At 42.4% G+C, this 18,271-nt stretch carries 5 protein-coding genes; all 5 read right to left on the bottom strand.

Features of this window, described 5'->3' with window-relative positions:
* Positions 1-7: 7 nt before the first annotated feature.
* Complete coding sequence (locus tag SIO70_RS02370) at positions 8-8,449, bottom strand: hypothetical protein (protein ID WP_320579119.1); 8,442 nt, start codon at positions 8,447-8,449, stop codon at positions 8-10.
* 76 nt (positions 8,450-8,525) lie between these two features.
* Positions 8,526-9,320, bottom strand: a complete 795-nt coding sequence (locus tag SIO70_RS02365) for a hypothetical protein (RefSeq protein WP_320579117.1) — start codon at positions 9,318-9,320, stop codon at positions 8,526-8,528.
* Positions 9,321-9,331: 11 nt separating this feature from the next.
* Entirely contained in the window at positions 9,332-16,708 is a 7,377-nt protein-coding gene (locus SIO70_RS02360) for a hypothetical protein (RefSeq protein ID WP_320579115.1), read from the bottom strand.
* Between the two features lie 30 nt (positions 16,709-16,738).
* Complete coding sequence (locus SIO70_RS02355) at positions 16,739-17,170, bottom strand: hypothetical protein (protein ID WP_320579113.1); 432 nt, start codon at positions 17,168-17,170, stop codon at positions 16,739-16,741.
* Positions 17,167-18,264, bottom strand: coding sequence for a hypothetical protein (locus SIO70_RS02350; RefSeq protein WP_320579111.1), 1,098 nt, complete (start codon positions 18,262-18,264; stop codon positions 17,167-17,169). The genes SIO70_RS02355 and SIO70_RS02350 overlap by 4 nt, the downstream gene beginning before the upstream one ends.
* Between the last annotated feature and the right edge of the window lie 7 nt (positions 18,265-18,271).

Raw genomic sequence — 18,271 nt, 5'->3', positions numbered from 1 at the left:
ATTTTAATTAAAGCGGTAATAAAAATTCTGGCAGCAATCCGGCTCCCCCTACTGGTACTATAATTGGTAGATCAATATCCTTTAGAGGGTTCTTTTTGTCCGCCGGTGAAGTTACAGGAGAAGGTTGTGGTTTCTGTTGTACCTTCCTTGCATTATAATATATTAACCCTGTTGTAGGATTATCGATATAATAAGTAAACACATAGCTACCGTCTCTTGACCAAAGCTGCCTTCCATTATTTATTGGTATTCCCCATGCTTTGTCCGTCCCCTTTCTAAACGTTCCTCCTCCTAAGAAAGACGTACCGAGATTTAATTCTGCAACATAAGCTTCTATTTGAGATTTAGCTTTCAAATATTTAGCATATTTATTTTTCCAAGGATCATAGGATGTTGGTTTCAATTCCCAAACCTGATTTAAAAGCCCGTTTACAACATCTGGCTTTTTACCACTTGGTAAAGTCAGGCTAGTATACCATTCGACGGGATTTTGCTGGTTGAGATAAGTAGACAACGCCTCATGTGCAGCCGTACCTACTACCGTTGGATTATCTCTTGAACTTGATCCGGATTGCAAAATACCAGTATCTCCCGCTGGATCATTATACCAAATAGGGTTATCCTGCATTACAGCATATGGACTATAACTAACATCCGGACGAGGATCCACATTCCATCTTCTACCTACCCTCGGATCATATTCCCAGAACTGTGCAGTATAAATATTGCCTTCTCCTTTAATCTCATTACTCTTTTCCTGCCCATTAAATCCATATCTATAAGATGACGTAGAATAATCCCTGTCAGGTTGCATCATACCAAACGGATAATAGTCATTGGAACTAACTACAAATGCCCCATTTTCAGCTGTTAATTCATCACTTACTGTTGCTACTACATTGCCTAAATTATTGGACAGTTCATATAACTTCTTACCGCTTGCACCCCAAACTGTACCACTACTGCCAGCGGATACATCCAAATCCGGATTCCAGGAACCTAATCGACTAAAACCAGTCAGTTGTTGTTCTTTCCAATATATTTTAGTATCCCCATCCTTATTGCCATAAATTGCCAGTACAACTCCTTTTGCATCCCTCACATACCAGGTTTTATCTACCTGCGTACCATGAGTATATACTTTATAAACACGGTTACCATCTGCATCATATTTGTACTCAATTGTGCTGCCATCTGATTTGATAATCTTTTTAATTTTGCCGGTAACAGTCCAGGTAATATCGGAAATGCCAGCTTGTACATCCTTCACTAAATTCCCTATCTTATCATAACCATAATTATTATCAGACTGTGACTTCACATCGGTGGAATAATCTGTTGTCGTAATGTCATCTTTTACCTGTGCTAACTGATTATTCAACAGGTAACCGGATGCATCTCTATTATAACCATAGATCAATTCATCCATCGCAGCCTGCTTACCATTCGCCCCACTTCCATTTCTGTTGTAAGTCAGTATATTTCCATTTGCATCATAGGTTACATCTTCCTGGTAAGCTGTACCTGCTGTAGATGCGTCCCATGATGTAGCACCAATTGTCAATGGATGCTGGCGCATCGCCTTCAGACGATTCAACTGATCATATCTATAACTGTAACCTACTGTGTTGCCGAATTGAGATAATGAGACCGTCGCACGACCCACATTGCCGTTATACAGATTATGCCCTGCTGCGGAAGTACTGCTAGTCTGCCAAGTTAATGGGAAGATACCGGCATTACCAATCGGTGTATAATCACCTGTATAATAATCCAGTGTATAGCCAAATACATCAGGGCCTACTACACTATGAACATTATCAGCCAAACCATCCTTCCCCATATCGTTCTCCGCACCCAGGAATTGACCATTGACAACTTTTGGCTGACCCTGCAAGGTATAAGCATAGTCAATACCTTGTACTAACTGCTTATTTCCTAACTCAGTACGAGATAAAGGACCATGCAAATAATAGGAATAATGTGCATCTGTATGTGGGTTTTCAATCTCCCAACCATCTGTGCTGACTGAATTAATACCTGTCACAGCTTTCACCACCCTGTTATCTGCATCATATTCATAACCATAGTAGAACTGATCTGTTTTAGGAATAGAGCTGGTATTCAGATACTGATACCGCAGTTTATTTACTTTCCCTGCTGCAAGATCATAGTTATATTCTATTTGCTTTGTTTCAAGTCCTTCAATCTGTTGCCACATCGTTTTCACATTCCCTATCTGATCATAACTATAATAGGTAACCTGCTGTGATGTAGTACCATCCTGATAAGACCTTGCAGCGATGCGCTTATGGAGGTTCTCCTGCGTATACCCAAATCCTTCATACTGTTTGTCAAACAGGGTACGCGTAATCTGACCATTCGTACCAGAAGACTCAAATGCAGTCAGAATAGAGGTTGGAACAAAAGCAAGACTATTATCCAATGTGTTACCATTACTCTTCTCACCCTCTTCAATAACACGATTCTGCTCGTCAAATGTAGAATAACCATGCTTGGCGCCTGACAATTGTTCTGCATTCTGAGAAGCGACATCCCGCCCCAGATAATCAAACCAGTGTTGCTCTTTACCTCCATCAGGCGACACCTTCAAAGTAGCCTTATTCAAAGACTGATATGCATAACTAGTCGCCAACGTATGCGTTGGATAAATCGGTGTAACCGATGTCTCCGTTATACCTGACCCGACACTCCCCGCACCACTCGTCGGCGTATTATACTTGAACCAATAACCCGGCTTCAATGCTACATCACTTCCGATACTAATCCCCAGACAAGGATCCGCCGCATTCGCCGCAATTTCCGCCTCCGTCATCAGCCGGCTATACACACGCATATGTTTTACATAACCCAAATCCTGGGGATACACTGGTGTACTGCTACCACTACTCAACTCCCAACCACATCCTCCAGTCGTTGCATTCGTCACCACCGGGCACTTTACACCATTGATATAAACATCCCGATTATCATTATCCAAACCATACCCCTGGAAAACAATATGCGTCCATTGCCCCAATGGCAGAACAGCCTGCATATCTGCATCTGTATGATGAGATGATGTCAGATCTACCGTACCACCACTCACTGTCATACCATATATATCCAGGTGTGCATAACGACCATCCAGACATACATTCACCAGGTATTTACTACTACCTGTAGTGGTTACAAACTGTACCGATCCTCCATTAGGCTTATACATCCAGAACTCCATCGCACTATTAGTACCCAGCCCAATCACATTCGTTAAAGCCGTCTTTGCAGAATCCACACTGGAATTTGTGATCGGACCAGTATAATTACATACCGGATCCACGTTTATTCTGGCCTTATCAATCTGATTAAATAAAGATTCATCTACCAGGTGCACACCTTCCGGCGGCACCGTACGCACAAGATTACCCGCCTGATCATAGTAATACAACGTATGATGATAGATCGCCTGCTGGCTGGTCAGTTTCACAGTTGGCTTTACACTGCCGCAATAAGCAATGTACTCCTTACGGAAGATTCTCTTTACTTCATCTATATATTCATGGTACAATACATAACCCGTAGCCGCCGCATCATTCACCTGCTGTACCATACATGCATATGGATCTTCTGTCACCGTAGGATATGCTACCTTATTCAGCAATATTGCACTGATGTCAACATCTATCTTTGCTTTATAATCTACATAATCATCATAAGTCAGTGTAAAACCCCAACGCTGGTTCATATAGTTCGTAAATACATCCCGATAGTTCGCATCACTTACATCCACACTACCACCCATATCTGTATTAAACGCACTGACTGCATCATTATAATCCCAGTAATTGGCTTCTCCTTTTGCATACCCATCAAAGAATACTGGCAACTTGATGTTGCTCGTCAATAGGAACCGACAGTTTCCACATCCATTCTGCAAGGTGATCAACTCGTCTTTTGATAACGTCATTCCATCCCCAAATCGATTTTTCAGCCAGGTATAGAATCCATCATTATCACCAGTCGCAGTGCCAGATGCAATTTTTAAAGAAGATACTTTGTTACAGATCGCAAAATTCGTCTTACTGACTATTTTATCTGATGCCTGCATCTGTACACTATATGGATAAGGCGCATCTATCAACCATGGGTTACAGATCATGCTGAAAGTGCTCAGCCCCAGGATACCTTTGATGGCATCTTTAAAGGAACTATAACCTCCTACCAGTGTCCCATTTGGCGTAGTGCTCGCTCCATATAAGTGAGATGTATCACCTCCTGCCGCACAGATCTCGATAAGTGCTGCTTTTAAGGTTGCCTTTTTAGCAAGATAAGTGGAATTACTATTCAGACAAGCATCCAGCTTAGTCATCCAATCGTCTGCCATGGTTTCACAATTTGAGTGCACCATCGTGGCTAACTGCAGGTTGAGACTATCTGTTAAAGCCGCTGCCGTAGAAGGAATATTCATATTACCACCAAAGGAAATGTTTGTAACACGTGAGATCTTATATTTATAAGCTTCATCACAGGTACTGGCAGCTTCTGTAGTGGCTATAGTAGCTGTAGATGCTGTAGTGGTTGCAGCCTCTGTTGTGGAAGCTGTTGACGCAAGCCTTGCTGATGAGGATGATTCAAACGCTATCACCGAAGAGGTACATTGGGTTTGTACCATTCCATAATCTAAAAGAGAATACTGGTTGTTAGGGTTTTCAGGTGACCATGTACCCGAAAGTGTAGTCGCATCGATCCTTATTGCCCCATATTTCACAACTCCATTGACAGTGGCCTTTACTACCACATAAGTATATTTTCCTGTCGGAATTGTTTCAGCTCCAATATAGGAAACGCCAATACTCTTAGGATTATCCTGGCTGTTATAGATAGGTGAAAACCAACTCAGTTTCCAGTTTGCACAATCCCACTTCGTATCTTCATCGTCACCACCATCACCACTATTACTTCCACTGTTATTACAAATTACATTTGAAACACGGATTGTATTGACAGGCACATTATCAGGTACACAAAATACGCGTTCTGTTTGTCCAACTTCAAATGTGATGCCTGTCACATAAGTCACATTATCAACAACAGTTTCTGCTGGATAATAAAATTGTACGGTAGTTGCTGATGGCAAACCGATACCAGTATAAGTAATCTTAGCTACCTTTCCGGTACATCCAGACAAGGTCACATCAGACTCACTGATTACAAAGTCACTCACCTTCGCACAGGAGCTAAATACAAAACCGGAAGAATTATCTACTGTACAGGCACTGCCACAGTAATTCGCACTCCTGATCTCCTGGTAATACCGTTGTTTCAATTCCAGGTAAAGTTCACGGTATGTACGGAACTCCACATCCGGGATACGACAGCTCTCTACCGGAGTACAATAGCTCCAGTTATCACTGGTCGTTCCTCCTCCCTGATTCACACTATTGATATTGCCATCCCCATCCGCACAATACACGATGTAATCTACATATTGCTGTAGTGTTTTATTGGCCAGGGAATTAGTGGTAACTCCTGTAATCCCCATCACCGTTGTATAATTGGCGAGGTCAGAGATCACCCTGGATTTGTAATCCGGCGCATAGGTGGTAAAGAATGGGTCATTGTTTACCAGCCAGGAAGCATCTGTTCTGCTATACGTAACACCAGGCAGAATGGTGTTCAGGTTTGTGGTACTCTGCACAACATTCTTCAAACGGTCATCCCAGCTTTCAGGTACACCATAAGCCTGACAGAATTGTAAGGCACAATACTCCGGATGGTAAGGCAGGAACAAGGTAGCCCATTCAGACTTCCAGTATTCCACTAACATGGCCAGTGTAAAATCCGGGTCATTGGCAGACGAAGTCAGTCCATTACCCAGTTCCACCAGGTTTTTCTGATAATTTACATTAGAAGGATTGTTAATGATCGGGAAAACAGTACGCCAGTTATTATACAATACGTTTATTCCCGATTCAAGTGGAGAACCCGATTCATCAAATAAAGCATACTGTCCATTCGGACTTACATCCTGCAGCATTAAATGCATCATATCATCACATGGAGAAGTACCACAGGTACTCTGTAAAAGCTGACACTGGCTATACAATGCGTCATACTTTACACCTGCCCACTGCGTAATAGAGTCCGTTTTGGCCACCAGGTTAGCATCCTTTGTCAATTCGGTGACTACCCGGCTCACGAAGTCAGCTTTAGTACCAAGAGAGGTCAGACAAGTTGCACAATCATTGAAACAGGCATCGAAATCCTTTTCATTTAATGTGGGATATACAAAACTCCACTGACTACGCAAATTGGTATTACTGCTTACAAAATCGCTGGTATAATTATCTATAGCGGTCTGTGACAAGCCTAGGGTAAAGGTGATGTAATAAGGCCCGGCCTTACCAAAGGTGGCAGGAATAGAACCTGTACTCACCGCTGTATTACTACAATTACTGGTCAGGCTTCCAACAGGAATAGGACTTTCATTGTGATACACTACTTCATTACAATCATCAGTGACCTGTATATTCAGCTCATAGTAACAGTTACTACAGATCTTCACACTGTTTTCCTCATACGTCTTAATCAGCTGCGCAATATTATATGTGATCGTCACAGGACCAGGTACCGCATTCAGATAAGTTTTGACAGCTGACATGGATAACCTGGCAGCATCAAATTTGAACTGGCTTGTGTCTATAATAATAGCAGTGACCTCATGGGTTGCCGGTTTGCCGGGCAGCTCATCCAAACCTTCAGGTGCATCACCAGCCAGTGCGCTGGCAATTACTTTACCTGATGCGTTGGCATATGATATTCCAATCTGTCCATTCCCATCTACAGTCATCGTTTTCAGGTAATGGCTGGCAAAACCGACATCATTACCAAATAACCTGTCGAGTTCCCATTGATCAGGTGTTCCGTAATAGATTCTTACAGCCTTGCTGGTGGTCTGATCAGGCCCAGGCTGAAATAATGCTCCTACACTACCCTTTACCGTTACACGATTGGTATTATCTGAAGTATACCTGGTTACAGAGAAAGGATATCCTCCCGCATCAGGTGTGTATTTATTAACAGAATTATTATCAAGATTATAAAAGACGTTTTCAGGAGAATAATACTGCCCCGCACCACCTACTGTTACACTAGTATTGGAGTTATCTACATCATCGTAACCAGTTGTACCCAAAGGTGCTGGGGTAGCTATACAATCTGTATTGTTGCCATATGCATAGCTATAATCATAAGTATTACCATCAGTAGCAGGATGCAGTCCCTTATAATATTTAAGGGAATTATTATTCACCGGCGCCGGCATTATATTTACAACAGGACGCCCGACTTCATCATACAATGTCTCCTGTACAATCGCCTTCTGCTCGGTATTACTGAGGGTCACCGCCTGACGCTCACGTAATGATCCATCCAGGAAATGAATCACCTCTTTACGTTTACCATCTTCTGCATAGGCCGCATCATATGTCCAGTTAAAATTGGACTGTCTCCCTGCAGAAGGTATATCCATGGCTCCTATGAAGGTATTACCATCACGTTCCAACCCGTAGTTCCAATCGCCCTCAATACGGTATCCCTCATCATCATAATGAACAGGACGAATACGTATTAATATAAATGAATTGTAACTGGTCTGGGTAATATCATAATACTCCTGTTGTACCGTGACACGTGTAGCATTGTTTTTAAACATCTTCTGTACCATCGGCACAGTAAAATCAGGATAACTGGTATTGAGCTCCCTTCCAAAGTCAGTACCAGAGTATATAAACGTCCATTCAAGATCATATTCCTGTGCACCATCCAACTTATTCCAGGTCAATGATGCCTGGTAAGCAGTGGAATTGGAAGGCCCCATGGTAACATGCGTTACAATGGGCGTATTATTATCTATTTCATAGGTACGTTCTACAATCACCTGCCCCATCAGATGAAAAGCGGCCGGCAAATCGTCTCCCAACTCTGCACTGGTAAAATCCTCAATAGTTATCTGCACTTTGTACGAATTATCAAAGTGATAATCCGAGGAAGCCTGGTAACTAGCCCCCGTAGTTGGATCATAGGTTACTTTCAGTTTAATATTGTCTAAAACACCCGGATCCGCCTGGTTAGGTTGTGCCCAGTATTCAATCTTTATCTTCATTTCCGCTGAAAACGCCTGGGTGATCTTATTAACTTCATCTTTATCCAGGCTCAGGGTAATAATATTCGTCACCTTTCGGTTATTAATCTTACTCCAGTCAACGGCTGAGTTTTCAAACTTTTCATCCTTTACGATCAGGGTATCACCTTGCTTAAATTTTCCCTTCTTCTCGTGCTGGTAGGTTTCTATACCCGGACCGGCAGCGGCATAGGTGATGATACCTGCAAACAGGGGAATAAATAATAAGGCAATGAACCGGATAGGATAGCAAACAATCTTAGGCATAGGCCGAGGTAAATGATAACTAAATAATGTTTTATTCTTTATTAAAGAATTTAGTCGCATAGCATATATCCTTTAACTACTGATGTTGATACCTGATAATTTCATAGTCGTTGATCGCAGATGTAACCACTCCGTTACGGACATGAACATATTTATCCATCCGCAACAACGGCGCTTTTGCAATCCCCATCTGCCAGTTGTTTATCTTCATCACAACCAGCTTATCCTTTGTATGATCAGTAGCTCGTAATGGATCCGTCATCCGCATATCTGTCTGCCGGATCATGCCAGTACTATCAAATAATAAATTGTATTCTCTGCAGCTCACATGGGTATCATTAAACAGGGTGATCTTTGATAGTCCGCCTTTATCTGACCTTGATACATGATATGATTCCCTCGCGATGTATTTATTCTCCTCTTTCAACGGTGAATTAAATGGAGGATTCACTTTTTTGTGTGGTGCCAGGAAGATCTTTTTTGTCGCGTGATCTACAGTAATAAAGCATTCTGAAAGAGCTATCATTTCCTGTTGACCAATTCGATAATAAGCCGCACTATCCTGCCTTGTATAGAAAAAGTCAGCCTGCATATTATTGCTTGAATCAGCCAGATCCTGCACAGCATAAGATCCGCTTAAGGTGTATACTTTCAATGTATCCAGCTGGTGCAATACTTTTGACATATCTGCCAGCGTGGCTATTTCTTCTTTACTGAGTTTGATGCCTTCGGGAGGAGCAAAAAGCTCCTCCATTGACATATCTTCTTCTTTAGCCGGTGTACTCACCCACTTTCTTACACCTGCAAAAGCACCGGCTGCTACTACCGTTACCAGGCCAACAATTACTATTTTCTTATGTATATTCTTCATGTTATTAGCAATTAAAATGGACTATACCTTATTTGAGAACGGTTTTCTTTAATAGTCATGATACCACGTTCTGTCTCCTTCTTAGTCCTTATCAGTGCACCTTCTTCATCATATTCATAGAAAGTGGCATAGTTATTTTCATCCAGCTCTGCCATCAGCCACTGGGTTTTATCACTATACACATATGACTTCATCTGACCATCAAATGGGAAGATCCTGATATCGTCTATTCTTAACCCGGACCCGGTGATACTGAGGCTGAAACTGCCCATTTCGGTCGTGCCTATCCAATCTTTGGAGATCGTACCTTCCATGAGTTTCCAGCCTTCTACAGCTGCTTTCTTCTTCAGTGTTACAGTATATGCACCATCATTCACTTTTACAGTGAGGCCTGGCGTGGAAGCCGGACCTGCATTATCATACACCCAAACAGAGAAAACATAATCCCTGCCCGGAACAGGACAGAATCCTCTAAGGCCCAGCCAGGATGCCGGCTGACGATAGTATTCGCCAAACTGGTTATTGGCCAGGTAAATACCAGGAGTATGTTCATAAGAGTATACATAGCTGGACAGGTTAATACCAGCTGCCGGGATCTTTAGGCTGTAATTACCCGTATGCGCTACGGTTTCATCAAGGTTGCTGCTGCCATATACATTGTATATATTGAAATTATCCGGTTTGCAGATGGCATTAGTAATATTTAATGCATTGAACCCATAATCCTCGAATGCGTCTGTATACATTTCACGCTGTTTCATATTCCCACCCACGGCAAGCGGTTTTGTTTCTTTAAAACCAAACCTGGCAGCACTATAAATATTCAGGGCATTTTTACTTTCTACTTCCTGTGATTGCCTGTCATACAAAGTGCTGGTAGTAGCAGTTACCCAGTTTGTACTGGTAGAGGTATTCCAGCTGGCATCATACCACCAGAATGGATAGAAGCCAGGCAGGTAGCCGTTATTACGGATTTCAGGGTTCACCGTATTATCAGTGACCAGGGTTTGTCCGGAGCGGTTGGCCAACCATACTTTTTGTTGAGATGGCAGCCAGTTACCCAGGTAACCATTTACATATGGGTTTAATACAACGCCATTCGGTATAGCAGGGCAGCCCAAAGGCTCAGCACAAACATCCACCTGACCTACTGTACAATTGAATTTACTTTCTACCACTTCATTGCCCACAATGTCTTTTACATAAGTAAAATAGGTTTTACCATCCTGGAAATCAGCTGTGGTAAAAATAGTCGTTGGCGTGATGCTATTATTTACGAGCTCCTCTAAGGTGTTATTATAGACCTCTACACCTACTGCTCTGGCATCTAACTCGTTTTGTGCTTCTATGCGGATCACGTGTTGACCTGCTGCCAAATAGATGGGATATACCTTCCATTGATGGTATGCCTCCTCTACAGCTCCCATATCAGATATGTACAGCACGTCATCTATATAAATTTTAGCACTATTATCTACGCCATATCCCAGGTAATAAGTCCTGGTCTCTGGTACTTTCAGACAAGCTTTTACTCCTATCCATTGATTACCATAATCGCTATTTAACCAGAATCCTACTGTATTTAACCTGCCACAATAGCTTGAAGAAGAACTTGAAGAGCTGGAGGAGGAAGATACACGTGATTGAGAAACTGAGCAGTTATCTGTACCCCAATAAGTGCTTTTGACTGTAGTGACAGGTACCCCCAGTTCATTATAGATGATGGCTCCATCCTGACTATATTCAGACCACTTACTACCATAGGCGATATTTAATCCGGTATTAGTATTAATAGTACTACTTGAAGGATTACATGCCTGCCCATCCGCACTTGGTGTAAATCCATCCGGACAACTACCTTTAGGCTTTGCCAGACCACAGGTCACCATACCATCACATAAATTCAAAGCCTGTCCGGATGTACAGCCATAATTTTGTCCTAAATTATTGCCATAACCATCTGTATAGAAGATCAATACATCCGTTCTGTCAAGCAGGTCAGAAGAAGTAAACAAAGTGCTGATCTTACCTGGATCGCCTTCTTTCAATGTGGTTAAATCGTGGTTATTATATATTTCAAGTGCCACTGATTGATCACCCACACTACTTGCCGCATCAAAGCGAATGGTATGCTTACCTGCTGTCAGGTGATAAGGATAGATCCTCCATGCCTCATGGAAACTTTCGCTAGCTCCCCGGAAACTATCTACTTTGGCACCATCTATATACAATCGCATCAGGTCATCAGATCCATACCCAAAAAAGTAGTCCCCTTCAGTAGGAACTGTGATACAAGTGGCTACCCCAAACCAGCGACCTATATCCAGTGTTTTTAACCAGATACCGGTTTTACTTAGCCGGTCACATCCCACGCAGTTATTGCCTCCCATCCAGTAAGCACCAGTACTGGTAGCAATTTGTTCCCTGGTATCCTTGTCAAAAAAGAATGCACCTCTTTTACCATACAACGATGACACATCGCCATGTACAAGTTGGAATAATTTGGGGGCAGTCGTGTAATTAGCTTTGATCACACAATCGCCATTTGGCCCTTCATTATAACCAGTCGGACAACTTTTGATATTACAATCCGCTTCCTGTCCCCATGCCTCCTCATATAATACTGCAGAAGCATTGATCACCTTTAACCTTGTCAGGTCTTCATTGTTGAGTGCTACCAGTTTTGTTCCTTCCACCGGATTTTTCAAACAGGTAATAACAGTGGCCTCGTTATTCAGTACGTTTCGATAACCAGACCTCACTACTTTTACATTTCCTGCATATCCTTTCACCACTCTTCCGACACCATCTATCACTCTCAATGCACTCGCACCACCAGTGGATGTAGGAGAATTCACTACCCATAACTGGTAGCCATTACCAATATCCACCAATTCATCACCAGCTGTTAAGTAAGGAGAATAAGTACCGGAAACAACAGCATTCCCGTCTGTAGAGAAACCAGACAGCAGCATACCCATATTCTTATAAGCCATGCCCATACGACTATACATCCAGTAAGCAGGGATACTCAGGTTATAAACAGGATCATTGAATTCATTCTGTGTCTGGGTCAATACTGGTTCGCCAGTATATTTATCATACAACAATGTTTGTGTAGATATACTGGAACCATTTATCCGCTTTTCTATTTTGGATACAGTACCATAATACTGGATTGTCTTTACGACACTGGCAGAATTAAAGGACCTGTAATCCGTATTGCTATTCCATGGAAAATGCGGTACTGGTATAGGCCATGGGCCAATTGCCAAAACATCAAAACCAATATTGATGCTTCGACCAGTATTATACAGTTCACTGGACCGCATGTCTGCAAACACATCCACCTCTCTGCCAATCACCTGGTTTTTAGTGATCTGACCATTATTATCCACTACATCCACTGTATTACTGATACGATAAGTTCCGCCCTCTTCCGTTGAATTATAAAAATATTCTACAGCAGATACCTCATCGCCCGATTGGTTAAATTCCTGATCCAGCTTAGGTTTTCCATGCATATCATTCAGGATCAAAGCATATCCCTGCGACATTGCCAACTCATAAGTGGTACTGCCACCGAAGAAATTAGACCACCCGACAGGATTATGCAGGTAACTTTCCAAAGGTGTTTGTTTCACTACAACCGGGTATTCTTTGGCTGTATAGAATTCTTTGGATGTATAACCTGCCTTCAACGAAAGATTATAATCCTTGTCATAATTATATACCGTCACTTTTCGGTAGCCCACAGACGGCGCCGGGAATAAACTTTCTCCCATAGGTTGTTCCAGGTAGAAGTAATTACTCAATCCCCATTTCACATCCTGTGTATAATTAACAGGCAGGTGCATGGCATTTTCATCACCACCTAATGAAGGTTCAAAAGTAGCTACACCACTACTGATCGTTTCACCGTTTTCAGTAATTGTGTATTCATATCCCTGCTGATAATAGTAATCACTCTGCTCATTATCCATACGGGACCAGCCATCACTCAGTGAAAGATAAGAGACCCTGATACCACCTCCCAGTTTATGTCCATCCCGTCTTACTAACCTCGCCATGCACTTATTGAGCTTGACAGTATTTGCAAAGCCTTTCTTATAAGCACGTTTATTGAAATTGGTGGTCAGCTCCCCCATTGTTTTCAACGCATTCAGTAAAGCTGATATAACGGCTTTTACAGGCTTATCATCATTGATACGGTTATTATATCCCGGGTAGGCATATCGCTGGTATTCCAGGCGCATTCGCTGCCAGGCGGCACTAATAAATGGATTCACACTGACACCTCCATCTTCATCATCCTCAAAAACGACGCTTATTTTTCTTCCATCTTTGGTCGCCGTTTTTACTTTACCATATGCAGAAACAAAATCAAAATGATCATCCGTTGTAATCGTAGGATCATCTGTCATATTCACATAGAATTTTGCATACAGGTAATCAGATCCATTCAGGTATTTCTTTTTAAAATCGGCAGTGTTTTGTATCGTACTACCTTCATCACTTGCAGGCACCTCTATTTCTATTCCTTTGGCATCCTTAAAACTGTTCGTTTCTCCACCATTCGTTATCAATTTCGTGACTCGCGCCATTTGCATCGCTCGCTGGTCCTGTACATAGGCATAGTCATCCGATTCATAACCGACATTGATAGTTCCTCCCGATGGTAGCTCTATAGATGTCAGCTGATAAGTATCAGCATTCTCCCACCTGGCGTCGTAATCTGATTTGGTGTATGGAAACTCCATATTGTCCATCTCACCAAAACCAGAATTTTCATTATCTGAACTACCTTTATACATACCCCACCGGTCAGTACTCAGGAAAGCATAATCAGGGTTATTACCATAATTGAACCAATACGGATGATAGGTACCACCAGTAGATGACCTGTAATTAAAATGTACGGAGTACAGGGTGAGTTTACCATTAGCTCTTGAATCACTGTTAGGCGTGTTATGACAAAGAATAGTTGAATTATTATAATTGAATACAATCGTCTTCTTCGGTGTTTTTAAATCCCCCCTGGAAAATATCTTGATCGTATCCAGTCGTTTTTGCCCTGAAGCAGCAGCAATTTTATTCCCGAGGGAATCTACGGCCTTCGCATCCTCCCTGTCACTGGTAATAAAATAAGCAACTTCATCTTTGGATTCAATAGATGTAATGTACCAGAGTTCCTTTTCACCATATACAAAAGATGCTTTATTATCGTCAGGATCAGCATTCAGACCACGGTGAAAATTCGCTTTATTGGGAGCTACCGGGGTTCTCCAGCTATAGTTAGTCGCTGTCCTGGTATAATTAAATTTAACGGCAGTCCCCCTGTCATCTTCAGAAATACCGTCGCCGGTCAGATCTACATAATCAGGTGACAGGATCTGTGTCAGCAACCAGGATGTAGCATATGCAGGTTGTTCTTCCCTATGATAATAATTATCGGTTTTCTTAGAATCTGCATGTCCAAATCCTGCCGTGCCGGGAATCGTAACGAGATTCGTAGTTGGGTCAGGCGTACCTGTTGTAGCAAAGGTGTATTCTACCTGCTTTTTATTATAAACAGGAATACCATAAATCATTCTTTTACCATCGTCGCCCATGACTGTGAACTCAGAAATGTGTTTCGCTTTTCTGAAATCACCTTGTCTGGCATCGGAGGTAGGGCTGAGTTTACTGTACTCTTCAGGAGTAAAAGCTTTTTGATCCGTATTTACCGGAAGGGGATAATTCAAAATTTCTTTATCAAACCCCGCGGTTCTGGCTTCATCAGCTGTCAGCGCCATAATAGCTGTATGACGTACCTGGCGGCCGTCTTTCCTGAGTGGAGTACCAGATATTGATTTTGATTTATCAGCATTGCGTAATACACCAGTTGCTTTTTTGCCACTCAGCGGCACATTTACCGCATCATCACCCAGTACACGATTATAAAAAGTAGGATCAGCTGATTCTTTCTCACCTACCTGCTTGAAATAAGCGGATTCTTCGCTTTTACCATTGGTGGCAACGAAGTCTCCATTGGTAAGAAAGTTGTTGCCATTCACCCATTTGCCATTAGAATTAGTGGCAGTCTGGTTGTATATAGAAGTACCGGCATGTCCATAGGCACCTACGCCCACTTCAGCACTGGCAGAATTATTTTCCGTAACTTCTTCTGTGGCATTGTCGAAAAACACGCCGGTACTATTACGATACAGGCGAAACTCTCCACTACCTGCCTGGTTGGTATAAGCAAATAGATCAGGGGTGGCAATAGGCAATGGCAGATTTTTCAGTTCAGGTATAACAGGGTTGTCTTTTTCACGCATGAAATCCATCAACGCATTCTTCACATCTTTTCCCTTATCAGCATACAGGAAACCATAGGCAGGCATGCTACGCACTTTATTGGCTATCTTTCTAACGGTCTTATAACCAGATCCTCCAATACCACCAAATGCACCTTGTCCTGCAGGACCTGCATCGAGACTAAATGTAAAACCGCTGGAAGTAAAAGGAACATTCGTCTTTGGATAAAATGCAGGCGTATTAAAGCTGATAGAAGAACCGATCCCGTTAATACTGCTACTACCACCATCCGACTTTTTAATGGACTTAACTGTACCATCCTCATTTTTAATTTCCTCTATTTTAGTACCCTTCACAGAAAAAGAAGTACCTAATGTCAGATCCTTCAATCCTTCGCGGGTATTGTAGCCGATACCTACAGATGCTTTAATGCTGGTAGAATTATAGTCATTAATTTGCTTTGTAAAAGACAAAGAGATACTCGGCGTTACCGTCACCCCATTCTGTGTACTGGATGTAACCCCTACATTTAAACCAGGCGTAATAGCACCACCCGTGAATTTAGACAATGACAAACCTGCATTGACACCCACTGATGCACCCACACCTGTATAGTTATCATTAAACACACTTACTGACAGGGAGCCACTCACCATACCACCAAACACTTCACCTCTCACACTCGCCATACCGCCATACACAATCTTCTCTTTCATATCATCGTGTGTCACCACCTGATCTCCATAGCTATCATCTGCCACACCTCTCAGCTGACGGTTGATAGCACCTACATTCAAACTCCAGCCAAGACCCACCCAACTGGCTTCGTCATCCATACTGGTACCTGATCTGTAACTCAGGTTGAGTGGATAACCACCCACACTGCCTAGTGGAACATTGTATTTAAAATCACCGGTGAACAGGTCTACCAGGTCATTGGTATTAGCCGGCGTAAAGCCTCTTGCTTCTGGTTGTACAGGTCCGGAAGTAAGCGCATAAGTAGTTGCGGGTATTAATCCCTGCGTTGTTAGCAACGCAAGGAAAAAACAGGCAATCCGCTTACGGGCATGAATACTACTGATTATCATATCTTCAGTCTTAAAAGTCCTTGTTAGTAATTATTGCTGCTTAAATGGGAAGCTGATAACGTGACTGGTAAATAACCAATCCCTGAAAACGACACGTCTCAATGTATCAGCTGTCGCTGGCCGGTCAAAGACCAGCATATATTGTATACCATCCAGGTTACCATTCGCCATACGCACAGCATCCAGCGCAGGCAGGGTATCCTTTCCATTTACCATATAAAAAAGAGAATCGACACCGTAGTTAAAACGACTATCCGTTCCGGATGGCAACTTTTGCCCATTGATCGCTTTTACGACAAACATGAAGTACATTGTAGAGGCATCCTCTTTCTTTTCTTTCATGCTATGCAGGTACATCCGGTAATCACTCATTTCCCTTTCTGCTATTACAGTTGATGGCTCACGCTTTTTGCATGCTGCCAATAGTAACAGCAACGCCAGTATAGTTACTCCAGCTCTCATTCCGCTTGTTTATAAATGAATCTTAATTGTTTACGCGTACCATCCGGCAATTTCACATCCATGATGTAGTAATACCCATCTTTGAAACTGGTATTGTCAGTCAGGTCAATGGTCACTTCGTTGTATCCTTTGTCTAGTACTACAGTAGGGAGTTTCTTCACAGTCTGATCAGGCTTTGTCAAACAGCGGATGCTGTAAGTCAGGTCAGCTTTCGCATAGTTATTTTGCAAGGCAAATAATAACTGTCCTCTTGCGATATAGAAGTTGCCCCTGGTCAGGTCATCAATATTTCTGAAAGCTTCCACCGGCAAAGTGGTCGTGTCTTTTTCACAATCCACTGTGAACGACCAGATCTCTGACTGAGCCAGTATCAGGTCGTTCTGATAAGCAGTTACCTGCCATGCATATTGCTTACCTTCCACCAGCTCATTGGCAATAGAAGGATACAACAACATCGGCATAGGAATATCACGTTGATTGATGATAGCGAGATTCATACGCAACGCTTCCACCGGCTGTTGTCTGTCCTTCACTTCTACCAGCAACAGGCGGTATTGGGCACCATTCACTGAAGGGATCAAAGGCTGCCAGTTGAACGAAGGGCGCTTATCACAGATCTTGTCTTCATCATATGGAGATATCAATTGCATATTGGTAAAAGGCTCCAGTTCATAATTGAAACATTGTTCGCCCAGCAATTCACTATTGTGGTTTCCCCCTTCATAGAGTTGAAAGCAGTATTCATAATCACCTTCGGGGAAATAACCACTCTGGCGAATGATTGTAGCGATCTTATTATTACCAAAGCTTACAGCTGCATGATAAGTGGCAGCAGGCGGTATCGTAGCTGTACCCGGCAGGAGTTGAAATTGTGGTACATCAATAGTGACCACCGCACCAGCTTGTGCTTCTGTCACCACAATACGCAGGTTGGCAGTAGTCGTGCTTCCCGTATTGCTGATACGTACTTTATAAATATTGTCAATTGATCTACCCTGTACCTCTGGAATAAATGTGAAAGTGTATTGGGCCTTGCCCTGCAGGCATAATATACCAAACAGCGCAGTCATTAAAAGTCTAAGTCCATTCTTCATAATGCTG

Origin of the sequence: Chitinophaga sancti, assembly GCF_034087045.1 — a bacterium.
GTDB classification, from domain to species: domain Bacteria; phylum Bacteroidota; class Bacteroidia; order Chitinophagales; family Chitinophagaceae; genus Chitinophaga; species Chitinophaga sancti_B.
This window is presented reverse-complemented; position numbering and strand designations above follow the sequence as displayed.

Bases quoted from the DNA above. Each gene is read 5' to 3' on its own strand.
- SIO70_RS02370 (WP_320579119.1), bottom strand. From the start codon at position 8,449: ATGCCTAAGATTGTTTGCTATCCTATCCGGTTCATTGCCTTATTATTT.
- SIO70_RS02365 (WP_320579117.1), bottom strand. From the start codon at position 9,320: ATGAAGAATATACATAAGAAAATAGTAATTGTTGGCCTGGTAACGGTA.
- SIO70_RS02360 (WP_320579115.1), bottom strand. From the start codon at position 16,708: ATGATAATCAGTAGTATTCATGCCCGTAAGCGGATTGCCTGTTTTTTC.
- SIO70_RS02355 (WP_320579113.1), bottom strand. From the start codon at position 17,170: ATGAGAGCTGGAGTAACTATACTGGCGTTGCTGTTACTATTGGCAGCA.
- SIO70_RS02350 (WP_320579111.1), bottom strand. From the start codon at position 18,264: ATGAAGAATGGACTTAGACTTTTAATGACTGCGCTGTTTGGTATATTA.